This is a genomic window from Caulobacter sp. GW456-12-1-14-TSB4 (genome assembly GCF_059424195.1).
Map to the genome: position 1 here is coordinate 65,764 of NZ_JBWKZF010000018.1, position 13,429 is coordinate 79,192.

At 67.7% G+C, this 13,429-nt stretch carries 15 protein-coding genes and 1 pseudogene; 8 read left to right on the plus strand and 8 right to left on the minus strand.

The genetic code is table 11. The features are described from left to right. The first annotated feature begins 128 nt into the window (after positions 1 to 128). Positions 129 to 647 (plus strand): CPBP family glutamic-type intramembrane protease, encoded by a 519-nt coding sequence (locus AC07YH_RS17130; RefSeq protein ID WP_494748162.1) that lies wholly within the window; start codon positions 129 to 131, stop codon positions 645 to 647. A 103-nt stretch (positions 648 to 750) separates the two neighbouring features. Here the strand turns inward: AC07YH_RS17130 and AC07YH_RS17135 are convergent, their stop codons facing one another. Then, positions 751 to 1,308 carry an SH3 domain-containing protein gene (locus AC07YH_RS17135; RefSeq protein WP_494748163.1) on the minus strand — a complete coding sequence of 186 codons (558 nt, stop codon included), beginning with the start codon at positions 1,306 to 1,308 and terminating at the stop codon, positions 751 to 753. A gap of 177 nt (positions 1,309 to 1,485) precedes the next feature. Here AC07YH_RS17135 and AC07YH_RS17140 point away from each other — a divergent pair, with 177 nt between their 5' ends. Next, a complete protein-coding gene (locus tag AC07YH_RS17140) occupies positions 1,486 to 1,809 on the plus strand; it encodes a DUF2322 family protein (protein WP_494748164.1) in 324 nt (107 codons plus the stop codon). 131 nt (positions 1,810 to 1,940) lie between these two features. Here AC07YH_RS17140 and AC07YH_RS17145 read toward each other — a convergent pair whose 3' ends face one another. Next, complete coding sequence (locus AC07YH_RS17145) at positions 1,941 to 2,567, minus strand: glutathione S-transferase family protein (RefSeq protein ID WP_494748165.1); 627 nt, start codon at positions 2,565 to 2,567, stop codon at positions 1,941 to 1,943. Positions 2,568 to 2,670: 103 nt separating this feature from the next. On the opposite strand from AC07YH_RS17145, the gene AC07YH_RS17150 reads away from it, so the two are divergent. The 3 genes and pseudogenes from AC07YH_RS17150 (at position 2,671) to AC07YH_RS17160 (ending at position 6,159) form a co-directional block, all read left to right on the plus strand. Then, complete coding sequence (locus tag AC07YH_RS17150) at positions 2,671 to 4,359, plus strand: acyl-CoA dehydrogenase family protein (protein WP_494748166.1); 1,689 nt, start codon at positions 2,671 to 2,673, stop codon at positions 4,357 to 4,359. Continuing rightward, positions 4,359 to 4,488: pseudogene (locus AC07YH_RS17155) on the plus strand (hypothetical protein); the annotation flags it as partial. The gene AC07YH_RS17150 and the pseudogene AC07YH_RS17155, both read left to right, overlap by 1 nt. Positions 4,489 to 4,551: 63 nt before the next feature. Continuing rightward, positions 4,552 to 6,159 carry a serine hydrolase gene (locus tag AC07YH_RS17160; RefSeq protein ID WP_494748167.1) on the plus strand — a complete coding sequence of 536 codons (1,608 nt, stop codon included), beginning with the start codon at positions 4,552 to 4,554 and terminating at the stop codon, positions 6,157 to 6,159. Here the strand turns inward: AC07YH_RS17160 and AC07YH_RS17165 are convergent. Both AC07YH_RS17165 and AC07YH_RS17170 read right to left on the minus strand, forming a co-directional pair. Then, positions 6,156 to 7,637: a M56 family metallopeptidase gene (locus AC07YH_RS17165; protein ID WP_494748168.1), complete on the minus strand. Its 1,482-nt coding sequence runs from the start codon at positions 7,635 to 7,637 to the stop codon at positions 6,156 to 6,158. The two genes, AC07YH_RS17160 and AC07YH_RS17165, sit on opposite strands and share 4 nt — an antisense overlap. Continuing rightward, positions 7,630 to 7,998, minus strand: a complete 369-nt coding sequence (locus tag AC07YH_RS17170; protein ID WP_494748169.1) for a BlaI/MecI/CopY family transcriptional regulator — start codon at positions 7,996 to 7,998, stop codon at positions 7,630 to 7,632. The genes AC07YH_RS17165 and AC07YH_RS17170 overlap by 8 nt, the downstream gene beginning before the upstream one ends. 103 nt (positions 7,999 to 8,101) lie before the next feature. On the opposite strand from AC07YH_RS17170, the gene AC07YH_RS17175 reads away from it, so the two are divergent. Further along, positions 8,102 to 10,264, plus strand: coding sequence for a TonB-dependent receptor (locus AC07YH_RS17175; protein WP_494748170.1), 2,163 nt, complete (start codon positions 8,102 to 8,104; stop codon positions 10,262 to 10,264). Between the two features lie 3 nt (positions 10,265 to 10,267). Here AC07YH_RS17175 and AC07YH_RS17180 read toward each other — a convergent pair whose 3' ends face one another. The 4 genes from AC07YH_RS17180 to AC07YH_RS17195 all read right to left on the minus strand — a co-directional run bounded on the left by AC07YH_RS17180 (position 10,268) and on the right by AC07YH_RS17195 (position 12,243). Further along, positions 10,268 to 10,486, minus strand: a complete 219-nt coding sequence (locus AC07YH_RS17180; RefSeq protein WP_494748171.1) for a hypothetical protein — start codon at positions 10,484 to 10,486, stop codon at positions 10,268 to 10,270. Between the two features lie 194 nt (positions 10,487 to 10,680). Continuing rightward, positions 10,681 to 11,289, minus strand: coding sequence for a TetR/AcrR family transcriptional regulator (locus AC07YH_RS17185; protein WP_494748172.1), 609 nt, complete (start codon positions 11,287 to 11,289; stop codon positions 10,681 to 10,683). A gap of 79 nt (positions 11,290 to 11,368) precedes the next feature. Then, on the minus strand, positions 11,369 to 12,016 hold the full coding sequence (locus AC07YH_RS17190) for a TetR/AcrR family transcriptional regulator (RefSeq protein ID WP_494748173.1): 648 nt from the start codon (positions 12,014 to 12,016) through the stop codon (positions 11,369 to 11,371). Then, the gene (locus AC07YH_RS17195; RefSeq protein WP_494748174.1) at positions 12,013 to 12,243 is read right to left on the minus strand and encodes a CC0731 family SpdR-regulated protein; all 231 of its coding nucleotides are present in this window, start codon (positions 12,241 to 12,243) and stop codon (positions 12,013 to 12,015) included. Before AC07YH_RS17195 ends, AC07YH_RS17190 begins: the two co-directional genes overlap by 4 nt. A gap of 366 nt (positions 12,244 to 12,609) precedes the next feature. On the opposite strand from AC07YH_RS17195, the gene AC07YH_RS17200 reads away from it, so the two are divergent. Beyond that, entirely contained in the window at positions 12,610 to 12,819 is a 210-nt protein-coding gene (locus AC07YH_RS17200) for a twin transmembrane helix small protein (protein ID WP_494748175.1), read from the plus strand. Between the two features lie 30 nt (positions 12,820 to 12,849). After that, positions 12,850 to 13,428: a cob(I)yrinic acid a,c-diamide adenosyltransferase gene (locus AC07YH_RS17205; RefSeq protein WP_494748176.1), complete on the plus strand. Its 579-nt coding sequence runs from the start codon at positions 12,850 to 12,852 to the stop codon at positions 13,426 to 13,428. Position 13,429: the final 1 nt, after the last annotated feature.

Here is a 13,429-nt window from a genome sequence, read left to right on the forward strand (position 1 = left end):
GCCTAACGCCGGGGCCCAGATACAGCCTGAGCCTTTGGGGTGATCGCGCCTACGGCCTCGTGTATTTCTCGACCTTCAACGGGTTCGATCTGGGCCCCGGCTTTCGCCGGGGAGACGGAGTGTGGGGAATGGCGCTGAACTTGGAAGTTTACCGCCACCGCCTGCTCACCAGTCTCCGCACCGTCCCCACCGCACGCGGCTGGCTGTTCTGCCTCGCCGTCTCCATCGCCACCCTGGCGGTGATGATGCTGATCGGTTTCGTGACCGGCCTCTACCGGCTCCAGCCGACCGAACCCGGCCTCCCCCTACGCATGCTGGTGGTGTTCTTCATCCCCGCCCTCGGCGAGGAGCTCCCGTTCCGGGGCCTGCTGACACCCGGCCCCAGCGAGAGCCAACGGCCGAAACTGGAGATCGCCACCTCCACCGCCCTCTACACCGTCTGGCACGTGTTCGAGGCCGTGACCTTCCTGAAGTCCGCCGCCTCGATCTTCCTGCGCCCCGACTTCCTGCTGTGCTGCGCGGTCCTGGGCCTCGGCTGCGCGATCACCAAGCGCCAGACGGGGTCGATCTGGCCGGCGGTGATCCTGCACTGGGCGCTGGTGGTGGTCTGGCAGACCTGGCTCGGCGGGGTCAGCGCCCTTAGCTGACGCGCACGAAAAAGCCCGCCCGGTCATGGCGACCGAACGGGCTCTCTTCTCGAAGCGCGGCCAGAGGGACGGAGCGGACGCGCCCCGAAAGCTCTAACCCGCGTTAGGCGCGGTAGACGTAGGCGCTGCTGACGTAGCCGACGCCGACGCCGTTCTGGCCAACCAGGATCCACTTGCCGTCACCGGTGCGGCCCAGGGCCTGGAAGGTCTCGCCCGAGCTGACCGCGCCCAGACGTTCACCGCGGGTCGAGGCGGCGGCGCGCAGGTTCAGGGTCGAACGGGCGACGTACTTGCCCTTCGTCTGGACCAGCGGCGCGGCCTGGACGGTCTGGGCGTAGCGATAGCCGCCCGACTTGTAGATGCCGCCGACCTCTTTGGCCGCCTCGGTCTTCTGCATGCCGCAGCCGACCGCCGAACCGGCGCCCGCGCCGACCACGGCGCCGATGGCCGTGCCCGTGCCGCGATCGCCCTTGCCGGCGATCTTGTTGCCGGCCAGGGCGCCCAGCAGGCCGCCGACGACAGCGCCGACTTCCTGCTTGGAGCCCGAGGCCTTGCAGCCGATGACGCCGGCGCTGGCTTGGGGAGCAGCGGCCAGCGACAGAGCGGTGGCGGCGGCGCCCAGGGTCAGGGTGATGGTCTTGATCTTGGTCATGGTGGTCATGGTCTTGGTCCCTTTTGAAAGTCTTCGGGGTCAGCAACCCCGTGAGACAGACCATGACAGGGTGAAGCTGAACGGCTGCGCGGACCCGTTCAGCAGATTTCGTTCATGTTGAAAAAAGTTCGCGGGGGGTGGTACAGGCCCGCCCGCAACGACCTCTGGCCCTCAAGAAAGCTGGCGATGATCCAACCTGGCGCGACCTTCAAGGATAACCTCCAGCAGCTGCCGGCCATCGACGGCGTGCAGCGCATCGACCTGGTCGATGTCCAGGGCGCGGTGGTCGCCAGCATCGAGAACCAGCCGGGCAAGCAAGGCTCGCTGGCCGTCTACCAGTACCTGAAGCAGGCCTTCGGCGCCCTGGACGCCCAGGCCGCCGAGCACGGCCTGCTGGTCTTCGGCGAGCACACCGCGGACGCCCGCGAGCGTCCGGGCGCGCATCCGAACATCGACCGCCTGCTGGCGATCGCGGCCGGCGGCGCCCCGCTGACGATCGAGGTCGCCTAGGCTGGGGCCGAAACCTCGTCCTTCGACAAGCTCAGGATGAGGTTTTCTACTGACTCGGCCTCAAAAGTAGTCCTCACCCTGAGCCTGTCGAAGGGCGAGGACGGGCCCGCCGACTTGAACGTCGATCCCTCTTAAGCCCCCAGCGCGTAAGGCCCGCTCTTCTCCAGCGCCGCCTTCCAGGCCGGCAGCGCGTGCATCCGCTCGATCCAGGCGGCCATGTGCGGGTATTCCGGCAGCTTGCCCATGGCCTTGGCGACCTCGGGCACGAAGCTCATCTGGATGTCGGCGCCGGTCAGGCTGTCGCCGACGAAGAACTCGCGCCCCGCCAGTTGGTCGTTGACGAACGACAGGTGGTTGGTGATTTCCGACTGGATGCGCGGATGCAACGGCGCGCCGCTTTCGCCCAGCCGGCCGACATACATGTTGAGCATCAGCGGCAGCATGGCCGAGCCCTCGGCATAGTGCAGCCACTGCTGATAGCGGTCGTAGTCGGCGCTGGCCGGATCGGGGGCCAGGCGGCCCTCGGCGTGGCGACGGATCACGTAGTCGATGATCGCGCCGGACTCGATGATGGTCAGGTCGCCATCAACAATCACCGGCGACTTGCCCAGCGGGTGGATGGCCGTCAGCGACGGCGGGGCCAGGCGGGTCTTAGGGTCTCGGGTGTGGAAGACGATCTCGTAGGGGAGGTTCAGTTCCTCCAGCAGCCACAGGATCCGCTGCGAGCGTGACTCGTTGAGGTGGTGAACCGTCAGCATGTCTCTTCCCCTTTTATGATTTTACGCTGCGCTGCGGCATTGCTCGCAGATGCGAAAAGCGCCAGGGTGAAAGAAAACAACTGTTTGGCGCAGGGGAGCAAGCATGACGCATACGGCAAGCCCGTCCGAGACGTTGATCCTGCCCGGCCTGTTGGGTCTTCTCCGAGAAGCCGCTGACGCCGCCGGCCTGTTCGTGGCCGAGGCCAAGCCACAGGTGCTGGCCCACATCGCCCCCGACGGCGGCAAGATCGATCGCAAGCTGGCCGACGTCCACCAGCATCGCGTCCACGGCTATGGCTGGTACGCCGCCTATGCCGAGCTCCTGAACCAGGTCGCCGGCTGGGCCGAGCGGCTGCAGGACGAAGGCCAGTTCGGCGAGATCGAGGCCCTGCTGGCCCAGCTGCTGTTTTCCGAATACTGCGCCCAGCTGGTCGGCGGCGTGCCGATGAACCAGGGCGAGATCGTCCGCCCGGCCCATCTCGTCGAAGACCGCGCGGTGCTGAACCGGCTCTATTCCAACGGCCTGATGAGGCTGATGGTCGAGGGCGGAACCCAGGCGGTGAAAACCCGCGTCGCCCAGCTGCTGGCGGACGCGCGCGGCAAACCCACGCTCGAACAGACCGGTCTCGACGAGACCTTCGAGATGATCCGCGACCAGTTCCACGCCTTCGCGGAAGAAAAGGTGAGCCCCTTCGCCCACGAGTGGCACCTGAAGGACCAGCTGATCCCGATCGAGCTGGTCGAGGAGCTGGGCGCGCTGGGCGTGTTCGGCCTGACCATCCCGGAAGAGTTCGGCGGCAGCGGCATGGGCAAGACCGCCATGTGCGTGGTGTCCGAGGAGCTCTCCCGCGCCTGGATCGGCGTCGGCTCGCTGGCCACCCGCTCGGAGATCGCCGGCGAGCTGATCCTGACCGGCGGCACCGACGCCCAGAAGGAATACTGGCTGCCCCGCATCGCCAGCGCCGAAATCCTGCCGACCGCTGTCTTCACCGAGCCGAACACGGGCTCGGACCTGGGCGCCCTGCGCACCCGCGCCGAGCTGAAGGGCGACCAGTACGTCGTGACCGGCAACAAGACCTGGATCACCCACGCCGCCCGCGCCGACGTCATGACCCTGCTGGTCCGCACCGACCCGGCCACCACCGACTATCGCGGCCTCTCCATGCTGCTGGCCCCCAAGCCGCGCGGCGTGGAGGGCGACGACTTCCCGGCCGACGGCATGAGCGGCGGCGAGATCGGGGTGATTGGCTATCGCGGCATGAAGGAGTTCGAACTCGGCTTCGACGGCTTCACGGTGCCCACCGAGAACTTGCTGGGCGGCGTCCCGGGCCAGGGCTTCAAGCAGCTGATGGCCACCTTCGAGAGCGCCCGCATCCAGACCGCCGCCCGCGCCATCGGCGTCGCGCAAGCCGCGCTGGAGACCGGCCTCGGTTACGCCCTGGACCGCCAGCAGTTCGGCCAGGCGATCTTCCATTTCCCGCGCGTCGCCAACAAGCTGGCCATGATGGCCGCCGAGATCATGGGCGTGCGCCAGCTGACCTACTACGCCGCCCGTCAGAAGGACGAAGGCAAGCGGTGTGACCTCGAGGCGGGGATGGCCAAGCTGATCGCGGCGCGCGTGGCCTGGGCGGCGGCGGACAACGCGCTGCAGATCCACGGCGGGAACGGGTTCGCGATGGAGTACGCGGCCAGCCGGCTGCTGGCGGATGCGCGGATCCTGAACATCTTCGAGGGCGCGGGGGAGATCCAGGCGCAGGTGATCGCGCGACGGCTGCTGGACGGGGGTAACTGAGCGCCCCCTCCGTCTCGTCGCGTATCCGCGCCGATCCACCTCCCCCGCTTCGCGAGGGAGGAGAAAACCTCCTCACCCGTGAAACGGGGGAGGTGGCGCGATGCGCAGCATCGTGACGGAGGGGGCGCTTCATGCCTTGCCGCCCTGCCAAGCATCAGCATAGCCTCCCGCCTTCACGCCGAAGGACCGCCCATGCTCGCCACCACTCGCCGCACCGCCCTCGTCTCGGCTCTGGCGACGGGAGGTCTCGCGGCGTTCGGCAACCGGGCCTTCGCCCAGGACACTGGCGCCGTCGGCGCGGCCGTCGACAAGTTCGCGCAAGACGTCATGGCGGCCTTCCCCGACCAGCCGGGCCTGGGCGTCACGGTGGTCGAGAACGGCAAGGTCACCCTGGCAAAGGGCTACGGCGTCAAGAAACTCGGGACCCAGGACAGGGTCGACGAGAACACCGCCTTCGGCATCGCCTCGAACACCAAGGCCATGACCGCCGCCCTGATCGCCATGCTGGTCGAGGAAGGCAAGCTGGCGTGGGACGCGCCGGTCACGAAGTACATGCCGTCGTTCCAGATGAGCGACCCGGTGGTCACCAAGCTGATGACCGTCCGCGACCTGTTGGTCCACCGCAGCGGCCTGACCCTGGGCGCCGGCGACCTGATGATCTGGCCCTCGCCAACCCACACCCGCGCCGACATCGTGGCCGGGCTGAAGTACCTGCCGATCGGCGGTCAGTTCCGGGGCGGCTACGCCTATGACAACGTGCTCTATGTCGCCGCCGGCGTGCTGATCGAGACCGTCACCGGCCAGAAGTGGGAAGAGGTCATCAAGACCCGGATCTTCCAGCCGCTGGCCATGAACGACACGGTCTCGAGCCCCGCCCTGGTCAACCTGGCCCACCGCGCCCAACCGCACTGCCGCCTGGGTCCGCCCGTGCGGGGCCTGGGCCCCCAGACCGTCCTGCCGTTCGACAGCAGCTTTGACGCGGCCGGTCCCGCCGGCGGGGTCAATTCCACGCCCAAGGACATCGCCCAGTGGCTGCTGGTCCAGCTGGGCCTGGGTCAATCGCAGAGCGGCAAGCGGCTGTGGAGCGAGGAGTCGGCCAAGGAGATGTGGAAGCCGCAGACCATCACCGCCTCCAGCGATGGTCCGATCACGGAAAACCCCGCTCGCCCGTCGATCCAGGCCTATGCGCTGGGCTGGTTCGTGCAGGACCATCGCGGCGAGCGCTTGCTGTGGCACACCGGGGGCCTGGCCGGCTTCATCTCGTATACGGGCCTGCTGCCGGGCCGGAAGTCGGGCATCATGGTGATGACCAACGCCGAGGAGAACCCGGTCCTGCGCTCCATGCGCTACGGCGGGCCGGATCGCCTGCAGGGCCGCAGCGACTTCGACTGGATCGCCTCGTCCAAGCGCGTCCAGGCTCAGAACGACGCCGACACCATCAAGGACGCCGCCAAGGCCACCACGCCGTCGTCGGGCGCACAGCCCAGCCTGCCGCTGACCGCCTATGCCGGCGTCTATCGCGACCCCTGGTACGGCACGGTGACCGTCTCGGTGGTGGGCAAGGGCAAGAAGCAGGGCCTGCACGTCTCGTTCGACAAGACCCCGCTGCTGAAGGGCAAGCTGGAGGTGTTCGACGGCGAGACCTTCAAGACCGTCTTCGACGACCGCACCCAGGAGGACGCCTTCTTCACCTTCGACCTGAAGGACGGCAAGGTCGTCTCGTGCCTGGTCAAGGCGGTCTCGCCGCTGGCCGACTTCAGCTACGACTACCAAGACCTGCGCCTGAAGAAGGAAGCCTAGCCCCTTTCGGCGCGGCGGATACCCTCGAACATCGTCTGGTAGGCCGTCAGCTGGCGGCCTTCCTCGATCTCGTCGGCCGTCTCGGCGCGGACGCTGGTGGTGACGACGATGTCCTGGCCGGTCGGCAGGCGCACCACGCCGGTCTGGTTGGGCGCAAGCTCGATCGAACCGGTCTGGTCGGGCTGGAAGCCCTTGCCCAGGCTGACCGTGACCCGCAGCCGCTCGCCCTGCTGGACCACGCTGGTGAACAGCGAATAGCGGCTGCCGCCCCGCTCATAGGCGCCCTTGCGATAGAGCCGCTGCGAGCCGAAGGCGGTGAAGTCGGCCCACAGGTGGACGCCGTCGGGCGCCACGCCGCTGGCCACCACCCGCACGGCCGTCCCCGGCTGGACCGCCGAGCGGTCGGCGACGGCGTGGATGATCCGGATGCGGCGCATCTGCATCGGCGGTTCGATCGCGACCGGCGGCGGTTCGGCCACGGGCTGCAGGACGGGCTCGACGACGGCGACCTGCGGTAGGGCCACGGCGACATGACGCGCCTTCGGAGCCTTGGGCGCGACCGGCGCGGGCGGCGGACGCGGCGCTCGTGGCGGCGGCGCGATGAAGCGCGGCGGATCGACCGCCATCACCACTTCCGGGGGCCGCGAGGCCCAGACCGCCGAGGCGCCGCCCACGCCCAGCAGGGTGATGCAGAACAGCCCGGCCAGGCGACGCCAGCGGCTGGGCGTCGAGCGCGACAGCAGCTTCACGCGCTGAGCCAGGGGATGGGTCGCCCAATGGCAGCCCAGCGGCAAGGGCCGGGCGGCCAGCTGGGTCTTCAGCATGGCCTCGGCATAGGCGCGGCGGGCCTTGGGATAGGCGGCGATCACGCCGGCGTCGCAGGCCAGTTCCTGATCGATCCGCAGCCAGCGGCCCATCACGTGGACGGCCGGGTTGAACCAGTTGATGCAGGTCGCCAGGGCCACCAACGCGTTGACCGGCGGATCGCGGCGCTTCAGGTGCGTCTGCTCGTGGGCCAGCACCACCTCGCGCTCGCGCGGCGTGTAGCGGCCTTCGAAATCGTCGGGAACCACCACGCGCGGGCGCAGGACGCCGACCACCGCCGGCCCGGCCTTGCCGGCCTTGGCGGCGCGCGCGAACCGGACCTGGTTCCAGGCCAGCCAGGCCAGGCTCGCCGCCACGCCCAGCAACCATAGCGCCGCCAGATAGGGCCGGATATCGACCGGAGCGTCGGCCAGGGCGACTCCGCTCGCGACCGTCGCCGCTCCCGCTTCGCCCGCCGTCGCCGGAATCCGGACGATCTGCACCCGCGCGGGCGCCAGCATTGCCAACCCCGCCAGGGCCGGCAAAATCCACAGACCATACGCGACCCGCGCCCCGAACAGCCGCCGCGCCGGCAGGCGCAGGACCATCACCGCCGCGACCGCGACGGCCAGGGCGATGTTCAGGTTCAGCAGGTCGGTGAACAGGTCAGCCATCGTCCTCGATGTCCGCGATCAGGTCCTTCAGCAGCTTGACGTCCTTAGCCGTCAGCGACCGGTGCTGCGCGAAGTGTGCGACCAAGGGGGCCACCTCGCCGCCGAAAAGGCGGTCGACCAGGTTCTGGCTCTCGGACTGCACATAGTCGTCGCGCGACACCAGCGGCCGATAGAGATAGCCGCCCGCCTCGCGCGCGCCGGCGATGGCGCCCTTTTTCAGGAGGCGGGTGATCAGGGTCTTCACCGTGCCCGGCGCCCAGTCGTGGGCCTCGCCGACCTGCGCGACCACGCCCTCGGGCGTCAGGGGACCCTGGCGCCACAGCGCTTCCATGATCTGGCTCTCGGCGCCGGAAATCCGCATGCGCCCACTCCATTACCGAAATTACATTTGTATTCTCGATCAGAATACAGCTGTATCCTAACTCAGTCCGGCGCCGACGCCAGCGACTTATGGGGGAGTTCAAGTGTCTATCGTCGCCGTCTCGATCGCGCTGGCCGCGCAAGCCGCCGCAGCCACAGCCGCCCCCGCCCCGCAGGCTCCGAGCAAGAAGCCGGTCGAAGCCGCCAACGGCGTCAGCGCCGTGACCATCACCGCCGACGCGCCGGCCGTGCGCACCTCGATCGACCGCCGCAGCTACAGCCTGTCGGGCGACCTGGGCGCGCAGTCGGGCAGCCTGGCCGACGCCCTTCGCAACGTGCCCTCGGTCGAGGTCAGCGTGTCGGGCGAAGTCGCCCTGCGCGGCGATCCCAACGTCACCATCCTGATCGACGGCAAGCCCTCGGGCCTGTTCAGCGGCGACAACCGCGGCCAGGCCCTGCAGCAGATGCCGGCCGAGCGCATCGACCGCGTCGAGGTGATGACCAACCCCTCGGCCGAATTCCGCGCCGACGGCACCGGCGGGGTCATCAACCTGATCACCAAGAAGGCCAAGGGCGCGGGCCGCACCAGCTCGATCCGCGTCACCGGCGGCGACCATGGCCGCAACGGCCTGTCGGGCAATATCGGCTACAATTCCGGCAAGCTGTCGGCCTCGGGCGACATCAACTATCGCCGCGATGTCGCCGACCAGGTCGACTACGAGCGCCGCCAGCAGGCCAATCTCGACAGCGAGACCAAGGGGGTCACCGACTTCGACTTCAACGGGATCACCAGCCAGGGCACGATCGACTACGACGTCTCCGACAAGCTGCGGATCGGCGGCGAGGCGCGGCTGTCGCGCTTCAACGGGGCTGTCGACAGCGCCGCCCAGACCGAGCGCGAGGACGCCACCGGCGCCCTGATCCAGGCTTACGGACGCGACCTGACCCTCCGCCAGAAGCGCGAGAACGCCGCGATCGTCAGCAGCCTGCGCCGCAAGTTCGCCGGCGACGGCCATGAGCTGTCGCTGCGGCTCAGCTACGACGTCACCGACGACAACCGCACCCGCACCGGCCACACGACGGCGACCATCCCCACGGCCTCCAGCGCCTATGACCAGCAGCGGCTGGGCTACGACACCCGCCAGACCGACCTGAAGGGCGACTATGTCCGCCCCATGGGCGCGGGCCAGACCCTGAAGCTGGGCTTCGACCTGCAGTTCGACGACAACGTCTATGACAATGTCGGCCTGCGTGGCTCGTCGCTGGGCGGCCTGGTCGTCGATCCGGGCCTGACCAACAAGTTCTTCTACGAGCAGCAGCTCTCCCAGGCCTATGTCACCTATGAGCGGCCGCTGGGCGGGGCGCTGACCATGCTGGCCGGCCTGCGCTACGAGCAGTCGAAGCTGGATCTGACCTCGACCGGCCGCAAGAACGACAACGACACCACCCAGCTGATGCCCAGCCTGCACCTGTCCTACAAGCTGAACGACCAGCAGAAGCTGACCGCCAGCTACAGCCAGCGCCTGCAACGCCCGGGCCCGTTCGACCTCAATCCCGTGCCGTTCCTGCTGGACCCGCTCAACTACCGGATCGGCAATCCGAACCTCAAACCCCAGCAGACCCAGTCGTTCGAGGCGGGCTGGCAGTACCGCAAGGCCCCGCTGATGGCGACGGCCACTCTGTTCTATCGCGAGAACGACAAGGTCGTGACCGATGTGGTCACCGACCAAGGCGGCGGCGTCTTCGTCACCACCAAGGCCAATGTCGCCAACACCCGCAACGGCGGCCTGGAGCTCGTCTTGAACGGCAAGCTGACGCCCAAGCTGACCTACAGCCTCAGCAGCACGCTGTTCTGGGCGCAGTTGGACGGCTCGAACCTGGGCTTCACCGACAAGCGCACCGGCACGACGGCCCAGGGCCGGGCCAATCTCAGCTGGCAGGCCACGCCCAAGGACCTCTTGCAGATCAACAGCTTCATGGTCGGCAAGCGCCTGACGCCGCAAGGCTACGCCCTGCCGTTCGCCGGCATCGACTTCGGCTATCGCCGCAAGGTCACCGACCAACTGTCGCTGCTGGTCACCGTCCAGGACGGCCTGGGCCTCTACCGCGAGAAGCAGGTGATCGACACGCCCTCGCTGAAGAGCCTGGTGGTCCGCGACCCCCACGCCCGCAATATCCGCATCACCCTGGCCTGGACCTTCGGGACGGGCAAAGGCCGCAAGGACCCCGGCTTCGATTTCGGCGCCCCGGGCGCGGGACCGCAGTAAGGCCTAATGCGTGGGCTGGTCGTCGTCGTCATCAGCGACGGCCAGCGCCCTCAGCGCGCCGAGGTGGCGCTGGACGCCGCGCCAGACCTCGGGCGGGATCGCGCCTTCGCCCTGCTGGGCCGCGTCGAACACGATGCACAACTCCTGGAGGAAATGCTCGTCCTTCAGCGCCAGAAGGCCCAGAAGCGCCTGCAGCAGCTTCTCGTTGACCTGGGACCTCACGTCCGCCTCGGCCAATCGCATCTCACGCCCCGGTTCAGTCACTCACGCACTCCCACGATACTCGGGCGGCGTTCTCCCCATCCGCCCTTGGATGAGGAGAGTGGAGTGCGGAAACGGTCTTGGAAATTGCATTTCAGGCTGGACGCCGCGAAGGTTGACCCGCGTTGAGTACGGCGGGCGGCCGACTTGAGGCCTCAACGCGGCTTCCAGCCCTCCGCGATCACCGCGATCTGCTTGTCCATCACCGCAGACATCACCGAGGCCGGCGTGGTCCCGCCGGCCGCCGCGGTGATGCGGTAGTTCCAGGCATAGGCCGCCTTCAGCGTGTCGGCGATCAGATTCAGGTCGAGGTCCGAACGGATCTCGCCCTTGCGCACGCCGTCCTCCAGGACGTCGAGCAGCATCTGGCTCAGCCGCCGATTCTCGCCGAAGGGCGTGACGCCCGGATCGTTGTTCGGATTGTACGAGGCGGCGATGTGGGCCAGGAACAGCTTGGTCCGCCGCGTCTCGAACTCATAGTGGATGGCGAAGATCGAGCACAGCCGATCGGCCACCGTCCCACGCAGGTACGGCACCACGCGGTCGAACTCGCCATAGAGCTCGGCCAGACGGTGATTCATCACATGGCTCAGCACCTCGGCCTTGGAGGCGAAGGTGGTGAACACGCTACCGACGGAGACCCCAGCGCGCTCTGCGATAGCGCGGATGGTGGTTTCCTCGTAGCCGACCTCGTTGAAGAGATCCCTGGCGGCCTCGAGCACCCGTTCCCGGGTCGCCGCCTTCTGATCATCTCTTACGCCCACGCACGTCCCCCTCGAACACGCTAGCGTCGTTGTTACAAAGGCGCTCCGTTCCCCCGAACGGAGCGCCCAGTTTCGTTCGTCAGGCGCGAGCGCCCGCGAAGATGACTTTCAGTTGATCCGAAAGACGCGCCAGCAGAGCTTCCACCGACCAACCGTCATAGACGGCGCGGCGATAGTTGGCGACATACACGTCCCAGGTCATTTCAGCCAAGAGCTTGCCGTCGATATCGGCCTTCAACTGGCCTTGATCGACGCCGCGTTGCAGGGCGTCGGCCAGCAGACGGAAGATGTGCTTGATGTCGGCGCGGGCGCGACGCTCGGCGGCTTCCGTACGGGTCCACGACACCGCGATGCTCGCGCGCAGCAGCGGCAGTTGCTCGACATGGAAGCCGTAGCCGATCGCGAACAGGCCCAGCAGGGCCTCGTCGACGGTCTTGGCGTTGCGCGAGGCCTGGACCATCTGCGCGTAGATGACTTCGTAGTCGGCGGTCAGGATTTCTTCGAACAGCTCCGACTTGTCGGCGAAGCTGGCGAACACGGCGCCGGTCGACATGCCGGCGGCCTGGGCGATGTCACGGATCGTGGCGCCTTCGTAGCCACGCTCGCTGAACAGTTGGCGAGCGGCGGCCAGGACGCGTTCACGGGTGCGCTGCTTGGCCAGGGCCCGGCGGGTCAGCTTCACCGGAGAGTCGGTGGCGGACTCGATGTTGACGGACACAAAGCTCATGCGGCGGCCTCCAGGCGAGCGAGAGCCGCTTCGGCGCGCTTCTCGAATTCAATGCAGTACTCATCGACGACGTTCTGAAGGACGTCGGCGTAACGACGGGCCAGCTGGCGGCCATCCTGCGCGGCGTCGCGCAGGTCGGTGATCAGCTGGCGGACTTCGGCCAGGGCTTCTTCGCGATCAGACGCGGAGAGCGAAGCGTTGGTCGAGAGCAGAGCGCTCTGGGCCATTGCAGGTAACTCCTACCCCCGCTGGGGTGAGTGAAAGGCGCTGAACGATCCGCGGTGGGGGAGGTTGATCATGTTCAACGAACGCGCACTGTAAAATAGGAAGCGGGCGCAATAACGCTAGGGGAAGAGCTTTGCAACCGCGAAAACGAACTAAAATCGCCGAACGAAGGCGTACGGCATAGATATGGGAGCGCTCTCAAAGCGTCACTGCGACAAATGTACTCAACGAACAGGTTCGCCGAATTGACTCAACGGACGGTGGTCGTCGAACCGAGTCGCCGCTTAAAGGCGGGTGAAACGCCCCACGGCCCTTACGGCTCCGGGCTCTATGGCGCGGCTTGACGCGACGCCTTATTGTCCGGGCCCATGAGCCACCTGTTCGATTTCCTCGTCCCGATCGCCTTGGGCGCCGTGCTGATCGCCCTCGGCGCGGGACTTTACGCCCTGTTCCGCGGGGGCGACTTCGGCCGCTCCTATTCCAACAAGCTGATGCGCCTGCGCGTACTCTTGCAGTTCATCGCCATCATCGTGCTGGTGGCCGCCGCGTTCTGGTGGCGGCGTGGAGGGGCTAGCTAGCCTGCTTCGGCGAACGGGAGTCCGCGACGTATGGTCACGCTTAATCGCATCTATACCCGCACCGGGGACGGCGGCTCGACCCGCCTGGCCACCGGCGCGCCGGTCAGCAAGGCCTCGCTGCGGGTGGAAGCCTATGGCGGGGTCGACGAGACCAACGCCACGATCGGCGTGGCGCGCCAGCATACCAGCGGCGACACGGTGCTCGACGCCATGCTGGAGCGGATCCAGAACGATCTCTTCGACCTGGGCGCGGATCTGGCCACGCCCGAGCAGCACGGCAAGCCGGAATGGGAGCCGCTACGCATCCTCGACGGGCAGGTCGAGCGGCTGGAGCAGGAGATCGACCTGCTGAATGGCGAGATGAGTCCCCTGACCTCGTTCGTGCTCCCCGCCGGGTCGCCCGCGGCGGCCGCCCTGCACGTGGCGCGCACCGTCTGTCGCCGGGCCGAGCGGATGTGCGTGGCGTTGTCGGAGATGGACGGCGAGATCGTGGGGAAGCCGGCGATCAAATACCTGAACCGGCTGTCGGACCTGCTGTTCGTCGCCGCGCGCTGGAGCAACGACAAGGGTAAGGCCGACGTGCTCTGGAAGCCGGGCGCGACGCGGTAGG

What these genes read in the sequence shown, in the direction of transcription:
- AC07YH_RS17205 (WP_494748176.1), top strand. Translation starts at nt 12,850, where the DNA reads ATGGTCACGCTTAATCGCATCTATACCCGCACCGGGGACGGCGGCTCG.
- AC07YH_RS17170 (WP_494748169.1), bottom strand. Translation starts at nt 7,998, where the DNA reads ATGCGGATTTCCGGCGCCGAGAGCCAGATCATGGAAGCGCTGTGGCGC.
- AC07YH_RS17165 (WP_494748168.1), bottom strand. Translation starts at nt 7,637, where the DNA reads ATGGCTGACCTGTTCACCGACCTGCTGAACCTGAACATCGCCCTGGCC.
- AC07YH_RS17195 (WP_494748174.1), bottom strand. Translation starts at nt 12,243, where the DNA reads ATGGCCCAGAGCGCTCTGCTCTCGACCAACGCTTCGCTCTCCGCGTCT.
- AC07YH_RS17135 (WP_494748163.1), bottom strand. Translation starts at nt 1,308, where the DNA reads ATGACCACCATGACCAAGATCAAGACCATCACCCTGACCCTGGGCGCC.
- AC07YH_RS17145 (WP_494748165.1), bottom strand. Translation starts at nt 2,567, where the DNA reads ATGCTGACGGTTCACCACCTCAACGAGTCACGCTCGCAGCGGATCCTG.
- AC07YH_RS17140 (WP_494748164.1), top strand. Translation starts at nt 1,486, where the DNA reads ATGATCCAACCTGGCGCGACCTTCAAGGATAACCTCCAGCAGCTGCCG.
- AC07YH_RS17160 (WP_494748167.1), top strand. Translation starts at nt 4,552, where the DNA reads ATGCTCGCCACCACTCGCCGCACCGCCCTCGTCTCGGCTCTGGCGACG.
- AC07YH_RS17190 (WP_494748173.1), bottom strand. Translation starts at nt 12,016, where the DNA reads ATGAGCTTTGTGTCCGTCAACATCGAGTCCGCCACCGACTCTCCGGTG.
- AC07YH_RS17200 (WP_494748175.1), top strand. Translation starts at nt 12,610, where the DNA reads ATGAGCCACCTGTTCGATTTCCTCGTCCCGATCGCCTTGGGCGCCGTG.
- AC07YH_RS17150 (WP_494748166.1), top strand. Translation starts at nt 2,671, where the DNA reads ATGACGCATACGGCAAGCCCGTCCGAGACGTTGATCCTGCCCGGCCTG.
- AC07YH_RS17130 (WP_494748162.1), top strand. Translation starts at nt 129, where the DNA reads ATGGCGCTGAACTTGGAAGTTTACCGCCACCGCCTGCTCACCAGTCTC.